The organism is Streptosporangium minutum, from assembly GCF_002149035.1.
Classification (GTDB): domain Bacteria; phylum Actinomycetota; class Actinomycetes; order Streptosporangiales; family Streptosporangiaceae; genus Streptosporangium; species Streptosporangium minutum.
In genome coordinates, this window is sequence record NZ_NGFP01000114.1 from 20370 (window position 1) to 28937 (window position 8568).

Genomic DNA, 8568 nt, shown 5'->3' on the forward strand with positions numbered 1-8568 from the left:
GGGGACGTTTGTAGCTATTGGGGAGATTTGCGACTTGCGGCTGCGGGGACGGAAGCTCCTTTTCGCCGTCCGTTGTCACGGAAGTGTTTCAAGTTGAACGATCCGAATAGAAGGTTCTGTCTAACCGGTTTATAAACACTTAGTTAAACCGGGTCTAGGATGAGCGCAGAATCAGGTCAGTGGAGGCGATCGCGTGTCTGTTTCGCACTCTTCCGGAGCGTCGCGGACGCCGGGACGGTCACCGGACGTGTGGGGCAAGGTTCCGCAGCGGAACAAGAACTTCACCGGCAGGGACGACCTGCTCGAACAGCTGCGCAAAGGAGTGACCGCCGAGGTGACCGCGGTCGTCCCGCACGCCCTCCACGGGCTGGGCGGTGTCGGCAAGACCCAGGTCGCCATCGAGTACGCCTACCGCTACAGGTCCGCCTACGACCTCGTCTGGTGGGTCCCCGCCGACCAGCCCATGCTGGTCCGCTCCGCCCTGGCCGGGCTCGCCCCCTACCTCGGCCTGCCGTCGGCGGCGACCACCGGCATCGAGGACGCGGCCACGGCGGTGCTCGACGCGCTGCGCAGGGGCGAGCCGTACGACAAGTGGCTGCTGATCTTCGACAACGCCGACCAGCCCGAAGACCTCAACGAGATCGTGCCGCGGGGGCCGGGGCACGTCCTGATCACCTCCCGCAACCACCGCTGGCAGGGCGTCGTCGACACCGTCGCCATCGACGTGTTCGGCCGCGAGGAGAGCATCGAGTTCCTGAGCAAGCGCGTGTCCAAGGCGGTGAGCCGCGAGGAGGCGGACCGCCTCGCCGAGGAGCTCGGAGACCTGCCGCTGGCGCTGGAGCAGGCCGGCGCGCTCCAGGCCGAGACCGGCATGTCCGTCGACGAATACCTGCGGCTGCTCCACGAGCAGACGGCGCTGCTGCTGGCCGAGAGCAAGCCGTCCGACTACCCGGTGTCGATGACCGCCGCCTGGTCCCTGTCGGTGTCGCAGCTCGTCTCCAAGATGCCCGAGGCGGTCGAGCTCCTCCGCTGCTGCGCCTTCTTCGGCCCCGAGCCCATACCGCGGGACGTGTTCGCGCCGCTGCCGGAGCAGGCCGAGGCGGAATCGCGCCTCGGCTCGCTGCTCGGCAATCCCATCCTCGTCAGCCGGGCCATCCGCGAGCTCGGCCGGTACGCCCTGGTCCGCCTCGACTCCGTCAGCCGGACCATCCAGGTCCACCGGCTGGTCCAGGCCCTTCTCCGTGACGAGCTCAGCGCGGACGACAGCGCGGGCTTCCGGCACGAGGTCCACCTCCTGCTCGCCGCCGCGGCCCCCGACGAGCCCGACGACAACGCGGCATGGCCCCGCTACTCCGAGCTGCTCGGCCACGTGACCCCCGCGCGCGTCGCCCAGAGCCGCGAGCCGCAGGTCCGCCGCTTCGTCCTCGACGTGGTCCGCTACCTCTACTCCTCCGGCGACTTCAGGTCGGCGCGCGTGCTCGTCGAGAGCCTTCTCGCCCAGTGGAGGGAGGACTCCAGCGACGACGACGAGTACGTCCTGTCCGCCCAGCGGCACCTCGGCATCGTCGTGCGCGAGCTCGGCGAGTACCAGGCCGCCTACGACCTCAACCGGGTGACGCTGGCCCGGATGGTGGAGGTGCTCGGCCCGGACCACGCCGAGACGCTGCTGCTCACCAACAGCTACGGCGCCGACATCCGGGCGCGCGGCGAGTTCTCCGCGGCGCTGGAGCACGACAAGGAGTCGCTGCGCCAGCACGAGACGGTGTTCGGGCCGGACCACCGGCGGACGCTGCGCGCGATGAACAACCTGAGCATCGACTATCTCCTGCTCGGCGACTACACCGCGACCCGCCGGCTGCTCGAGAGAACCTACATGGTGCAGAGCAGGGCCGGCTCCGGCTCCAGCAAGCAGAACATCCTCGCCTTCCGTAACGGCCTCGCCCGCGTGGTACGGCTGAGCGGGGAATACTTCGAGGCCTGCGACCTGGGCGAGGACGCCCTGGAGTACGGCCTGCAGGAGCTCGGCGCCGACCACCCCTGGACGCTGCGCACCGCCAAGGACCTGTCCATCGCCAAACGCCGGGCCGGAGCGATCGAGGAGGCGCTGGAGCTCGCCGAGAGCACGTTCGAGCGGCAGGAGCGCATCTTCGGCCGGGACCATCCCGACACCCTCGCGGCGGCCCTGTGCCTGGCCAACGCGCTGCGCGCCGGCGGGCGCACCGGGGAGGCGCTCGAACTGCTCAGGGACACCTCCACCCGCTATCCGGCGATGTTCGGCGAGGACCATCCCTTCAACTACGGCTGCGCCACCAACCTCGCGCTGCTGCTACGGGTCCACGGAGACGCCGAGCAGGCCCGGCAGCTCGACCGGATATCGCTGGAGGGGCTCAACCGCACGCTCGGCGTGGACCACCACTACTCCCTGACGTGCGCGATCAACCTCGCCAGCGACCTCGCGGTCCTCGGCGAGCTCGACGAAGCGCTCGCCATGAGCCAGGACACCCTGGTGAGGCTGCGCGACGTCCTCGGCGTGGACCACCCGCTGACCCTGGCCTGCGCGACCAACCTTGTCCAGGACCTGCGGGCGGAGGGCCGCGACGACGAGGCCGACGTCCTGCGGGCGGACACCTTCGAGCGCTATCACCGGGTGCTGGGACAGAACCACCCCGACGTCATCGTGGCGGCCCGCAACGACCGCCTCGACTTCGACTTCGACCCGCCGGCGATCTAGTCGTACCGCCCCATGAGGCCGAGGACGCGCCCGTACCCTGGGCGTGTCACCGGTCCGCGGGGTCGCCCACCACCTGTCGAGCCGATACGTTCCGTCTCGCTTGAGTGTTACCCTGATCGCATGCCCGAAGCAAAGAAGCCGAATCCCGCCCGCCGCAACGAGCGGTCGCGGCATGCGATCCTCGACGCCGCCCGCGAGCTGATCCGCGAAGTGGGATACGCGAAGGTCTCGATCGAGGCGATCGCCGCCCGCGCGGGAGTGGGAAAGCAGACGATCTACCGGTGGTGGCCGTCCAAGGGAGCCGTGGTGTTCGACTCCTTCCTCGCCCTCAGCGGTAACCCCGAGGAGGGGATCACGTTGCCCGACACGGGCGACATCGAGGCCGATCTCAAGCTCGTCATGCGCGCGACGGCGGCCGAGTTCGCCGACCCGGACTTCGAGGCCCCGATCCGGGCGCTCAACTCAGAGATCATCAGCGATTCCGGCCTCGCCGCCCAGTACCGGGAGAAACTGGCCCGTCCGGTGGACGACGCCAAGAAAGCCCGGCTGCGCGCCGCGCAGCAGGCGGGCCAGCTCGCCTCGGACGCCGACCTCGACCTGGTGCTCGAAGTGCTCTACGCCCCCCTTTACCAGCGGTGGCTGCACCGTTCGGGCCCGCTCACCGCCGAGTACGCCGACGCTCTCGTCGACATCACGCTCAGAGCCTTCCGCCCCTGACGGAGAATCCGGCACGGCTGCCGGCCACGGCCATCGCGTGATCCTCAGATGTCCCCGCGAACTCCGAATGATCACGCGATGGCCGTCTCCATGTGACCTCGACCAGGCGGATCGCGACGTGTCACCGAAGCGCTAGGCGCTCCGGCGGTTGCGCTCGACCCATCGGTCGCGGTGACGCCGGCTCGCCTCACGGGCCAGCGTCAGGGCCTCGCCGGGGACGGGCTCGGCCGCGCACCCGTCCAGCCGCGCGATCATGCCGGCCAGGAAGATCTCTCCCGCCTCGGTCAGCCGCCCGCTGCCCGCCAACGTTCCGCAGACCATGCGTGCCGCCTCGCGCCACTGGGCGAACTCGGCGCTCGCCAGGACGGCGGCCTTGCCCTTCTCGTGCGCGCGCTGGCGCCGCCAGAACTCGGTGACGCCCAGATAGGCGTAGGCCCCCTGGAGCAGCCCTCCCAGCGGGCGGGGGTCGTCGCGCCAGGGCGCGTAGTGCCGGGAGCCGTCGTCGGGCGCGAGCAGCGCGACGACGTCGAGCAGCGCGGAGAGCTTGGCGTGCTGCACCTCGTGGGCGAGCGTCACCGCCAGCGAGCATCCGTCCAGCGGTTCCGAGAGCGCCACGCAGCCGAAGGTCTCGCGGGACGACGCGCTCGACTGCCCTCCGTTCTCCGGAGCCATCGGGGCGAAGACGGAGACCACCGTGGCGGTCTCGTCGGCCACCGCCGTGTGGTGCCGGACGAGGAGATCCCAGGCGGAGTCGAGCGTGGACTGCCAGTACGCCAGCCGCGACGCGTCGAGCCGGCCGCTCAGGGCCGCCGAGCCCGGCATGCGGTAGGGGTCGAGGTCGTCGACCAGGACCCGCAGGCGCCTGCCGCCGGCTTCCGCCGCCAGCGCCCGCAGGGGCCGCCATCCGGGCGTATCGGTGCCGGAGGAGGCGGAGATCTCGATCCGGAAGCCGTCTCCCGCGACCTCCGCCCCTTCCGGGGAGCAGCGGATCGTCGCGACGGCGGCGCCGCCGGGGACGAGGACCTGTCCCACGGAAGGCAGCGTGACCACGCCGTCGGTCACGGGCACCTCGACCGTGCAGGCCGTACCCGATCGCAGCGCCGCGGCGGCGGCCAGCGCGCCGAGCTGCGCCGGCACGGCGGGGGCGCCGGGTTCGGAGAGCCTCCTGACGGTGTGCCGGGCCCACGCTCCGACCGACGGGTAGCGCAGCACCGCGTCGACGGCCTCCGGGTGCCCGGCCTGGACGGCGGTGAGGATGTCGTAGCCGCGGCGCGCGTCGCCCGCCTGGGGATGCCCGGTCGTCCGAGCGGTGTCCACGACCCCGCGCACGAGAAGCACGTGCTTGCTGTACTGCGTTGCCGCGAGCAGGCGCGCCGCTGTCACGCCGCCCCCGCCCGCGGCCAGATCGGAGAACGTATCCGCCGGAATCCGGTGCTCACGGAGGTTCATCGAGATCCTTTCAGCGTGGACACATCGGCTGCGACGGCGCGCCTGATGTGGGTGATGAGGCGGAGAAGGTCGGGGCTGTAGACCGAGGGGTTGGCGAAGCCGGTCCCGTCGCGGTAGCGATGGGCGTAGAGGCCGCCGCCGCACACCCGGACCACCGGGCACGATCTGCACTGCGGCGCCAGGGCCAGCGCGCCGATCTGGCGCGCGGCGATGGACGGGAGCGTCAGCGCCGCGTCGAAGGGGTCACGCGTGACGTGCAGGCCGGTGGCGGCCGCGCCGTCGTAGGCGGACTTGAGGATGTCGGACTGCTCGATCCCCCCGTCGGTCTCGACGACCACCATCCCCGCCGGGGACAGCCCCACCTGCTCGTTGCTGGAGGAACCGCCGAGGAGCAGGTGCATGATCTCGCCGAAGAGCCGGATACGGGTCGGCTGACGCGGAGATCCGTACCACCGGTCGAAGACGGTGATCAGCCAGTCCGCGTATGGTGTGGCGTCCGAGCCCGGCACGAGGCCCGGCGGGGGAGCCGACCAGTTGCCGTGGGGGAGGAGGAGGTCCACGGCGGGCGGTTCGAACTCGACAAGCGCCTCGTAGGTCGCGATCGGGTCGTTGCGCAGGTCGACGGCGCACAGCAGGCCGGCGAACAGGTGCCGGAAGGAGGGTGACGAGAGCCGGTCCAGGGCGGCGACGACCGCCGCGTGGCTGCCCTCGCCGTTGGGACGCCGTCTGTTCCTGTCGTGCATCCGCGCGTCGCCGTCGAGGCTGACGCCGATCCGCACATCCAGCTCGTCGAAGAGACGGAGGTAGGCGGTGTCGAGCAGGGTCGCGTTGGTCTGGAGGCTGACGTCGACGCGGGTGCCGGGGCCGACCGCGGAGCGGATCGAGGAGACCGCCTCCCGGATCGGCTCCCGGCCGGCGAGCAGCGGCTCGCCGCCGTGCAGGATCACCTCGATCGAGGGCAGAGCGTGCGCGCGGGCATGCTCGGCGATCCGGCCGGCGACGGCGGCCACGATCTCCGGCGGCATCCGGCGAGGACGGGAGCGCCAGCTCTGATCCGCCATCTCGTACATGTAGCAGTAGTCGCACGCGAGATCGCAGCGGCTGTGGATCTTGAGGATGAACTGCCGGAACGGGGTCGGGCGCCAGCCGCCGGCCATCAGCTCCGTCACGTCGAGGGTGGAGGGCCATTCGGGCACAGAGAAGCCTCCACGCTGAGACCAGATGTGTAGCCCGCCGTGACGGGAGAGATCAGCATAGCGAAACCCCTCCGGCGCACCGGGTATTTCGCCCACGTCGCGGGCGAGCCCCGGCGGGGGGCGGAGTCCCCGATCGGGGAGGCCGGACGGGACGGTGTGAACCGGGCCTCAGGCCGGGGTCCGGCCGCGGCGGGACACCGCAGGGGGCCGCGGTGAGGCCGTCACCTCACCGCGGCCCCCGGGGCCCGGGACGGGTCAGACCCGCGCCGGGACCTCCGTGGCGTCGTGGTCGAGGTGGACGCGGAGCTGCTCGCCCTCGATGTCGACGTTGGGCAGCACGCGGTCGAGCGGGCGGGGCAGCCACCACGCGCTGTCGCCCAGCAGGGACATGACGGCCGGCACGATGGTCATGCGCACCACGAAGGCGTCGATGGCGACCCCGACGGCGAGGGCGAACCCCATGGATTTGATGATCGGGTCGTCGAGGAGCACGAAACCACTGAAAACCGAGATCATGATGAGCGCGGCGGCGGTGACGACGCGGGCGCCGTGGCCCGTCCCGGAGATGGTGGCCTGCTGGGCGGTGTCGCCGTGGACGAAGTCCTCACGCATCCGGGAGACGAGGAAGACCTGGTAGTCCATGGCCAGGCCGAACAGGATGCCGATGAGCAGGATCGGCAGGAAGCTGACCAGCGGTCCCGGCGTGTCCACCCCGAGGAGTCCGGCGAGCCATCCCTGCTGGAAGACGGTGACGGTGATGCCGAAGGTCGCGCCGACGGTGAGCAGGAAACCGAGTGCCGCCTTGACGGGGACGAGCACGGAGCGGAAGACCAGCATCAGCAGCAGGACGGACAGCCCGACGACGAGCAGCAGGTAGACGGGCAGGGCGTCGGAGAGTTTCTCGGAGACGTCGATGCCGATCGCGGTCATGCCGGTCAGGGAGACCTGGGCGCCGTCGATGCCGCGGACCTTGTCCCGGATGTCGTGGACGAGGGTCTCGGTGGCGGCGTCGGTGGGGCCGGTGGCCGGGATGACGGCCAGCAGGACCGTCGTCCCCGAGGCGTTCGGCTGCGGCGGGGTCACCGCGATGACCCCCTTGGTGGCCTGGATCAGCGCGGCGGCCTCCTTGGCGGCCCGTCCGGTGGCCTCGGCGGAGCCGGAGGAGACGACGGCGGCGAGACGGCCGTTGAAACCGGGGCCGAAGCCCGCGCTGATGAGGTCGTGGGCCTCGCGCGCCGGCGATCCGGCCTGCGCGGTCCCGGCGTCGGGCAGCGCCAGCCGCATCTCCGAGGCGGGTACGGTGAGGCCGGCCAGGCACAGCACTCCGGCGAGGATGAACAGGACACGCCAGCGGGTGACGATGTAGGCCCAGCGGAACCCGAAGCCGCCGCGCGCGGCGGGCTCGGTCGGCCGCGCGGTGCGGTGCCTGCGGGGCAGGACCCGGTGACCGGCGAAGCCGAGCAGCGCGGGCTGGAGCGTGATCGCCACGAGGACGGCGACGGCGACGGTGCCGGAGGCGGCCAGGCCCATCACGGTCAGGAACGGAATGTTGACCACGGCCAGGCCCGCGAGCGCGATGACCACGGTGGCGCCGGCGAACACGACGGCCGATCCGGCGGTGCCGACCGCGCGTGCGGCGGCCTCCTCCGGCTCCAGCCCGTCGAGCAGGTTCTGGCGGTGCCGGGAGGTGATGAACAGCGAGTAGTCGATGCCGACGGCGAGGCCGAGCATGAGGGCGAGGACCGGGGCGGTGCTGGTCAGCTCGACGACGCTGCTGAGGGAGAACAGCCCGGCCATCCCGACGCCGACGCCGATGAGCGCGTTGAGCATGGTCATGCCGGCGGCCACGAGCGATCCGAAGGTGATGATGAGTACGGCGGCCGCGACGGCGACGCCGAGCGCCTCGGTCGATCCGATCTCCGGCTCGCTCGTCATCACCTCGCCGCCGTGCTCGACCCGGAGCCCGGCGGCTTCGGCGCCGGCGCCGACCTTCGCGTACGCCGCGCGCTGGCCGTCGGTCACGCGGTCGTTGACGGCGGCGAACTGTACCTGCACCAGGGCGTGGCGGCCGTCCGGGGAGACGGCCCCGATCTGGAACGGGTCGACGGCGGCCAGCACGCCGGGCAGCCCGGCGGCCTCCTTGGTGAGCGCCCCGATCGCCTGACGGGCCTGCGGCGACGTCAGCTGCTCCCCTTCGGGGGCGGCGACGACGATGGTGCCGGTCGCCCCTCCGGCTTCGGGGAAGTGCTTGGCCAGGGCGTCGAGCGCGCGCTGCGACTCGGTCCCGGGCATGGTGAAGTTGCTGGCCGTCGGGCCGATGAAGGCGACGGTGGTCACGCCGAGGGCCGCCAGTACGGCGAGCCACAGGGCGAGGACCAGCCGTCGGCGGCGGAACGAGGCTCGGCCGAGCCGGTACAGCAAGGTGGCCATGGAGCATCCTTGTCGGGGTCTGTGGGGTGTGTGGGGTGTGTGGGG

The 8568-nt window shown here is 71.4% G+C and carries 5 protein-coding genes; 2 read left to right on the top strand and 3 right to left on the bottom strand.

Annotated features, from left to right (window positions below; all coding sequences use genetic code 11):
* Positions 1 to 247 precede the first annotated feature (247 nt).
* Both fxsT and CA984_RS23705 read left to right on the top strand, forming a co-directional pair.
* Positions 248 to 2731 (top strand): FxSxx-COOH system tetratricopeptide repeat protein, encoded by a 2484-nt coding sequence (gene fxsT, locus CA984_RS23700; protein WP_242676130.1) that lies wholly within the window; start codon positions 248 to 250, stop codon positions 2729 to 2731.
* Positions 2732 to 2851: 120 nt separating this feature from the next.
* Positions 2852 to 3448 carry a TetR/AcrR family transcriptional regulator gene (locus CA984_RS23705; protein ID WP_086575771.1) on the top strand — a complete coding sequence of 199 codons (597 nt, stop codon included), beginning with the start codon at positions 2852 to 2854 and terminating at the stop codon, positions 3446 to 3448.
* A gap of 132 nt (positions 3449 to 3580) precedes the next feature.
* Here CA984_RS23705 and CA984_RS23710 read toward each other — a convergent pair whose 3' ends face one another.
* The 3 genes from CA984_RS23710 to CA984_RS23720 all read right to left on the bottom strand — a co-directional run bounded on the left by CA984_RS23710 (position 3581) and on the right by CA984_RS23720 (position 8523).
* Entirely contained in the window at positions 3581 to 4897 is a 1317-nt protein-coding gene (locus CA984_RS23710; protein WP_086575772.1) for an HEXXH motif domain-containing protein, read from the bottom strand.
* A complete protein-coding gene (locus CA984_RS23715) occupies positions 4894 to 6093 on the bottom strand; it encodes an FxsB family cyclophane-forming radical SAM/SPASM peptide maturase (protein ID WP_086575773.1) in 1200 nt (399 codons plus the stop codon). The genes CA984_RS23710 and CA984_RS23715 overlap by 4 nt, the downstream gene beginning before the upstream one ends.
* A gap of 255 nt (positions 6094 to 6348) precedes the next feature.
* Positions 6349 to 8523: an MMPL family transporter gene (locus CA984_RS23720; RefSeq protein WP_086575774.1), complete on the bottom strand. Its 2175-nt coding sequence runs from the start codon at positions 8521 to 8523 to the stop codon at positions 6349 to 6351.
* Between the last annotated feature and the right edge of the window lie 45 nt (positions 8524 to 8568).

Coding starts and splice junctions, on each gene's coding strand:
- CA984_RS23705 (WP_086575771.1), top strand. CDS start 2,852: ATGCCCGAAGCAAAGAAGCCGAATCCCGCCCGCCGCAACGAGCGGTCG.
- CA984_RS23710 (WP_086575772.1), bottom strand. CDS start 4,897: ATGAACCTCCGTGAGCACCGGATTCCGGCGGATACGTTCTCCGATCTG.
- CA984_RS23720 (WP_086575774.1), bottom strand. CDS start 8,523: ATGGCCACCTTGCTGTACCGGCTCGGCCGAGCCTCGTTCCGCCGCCGA.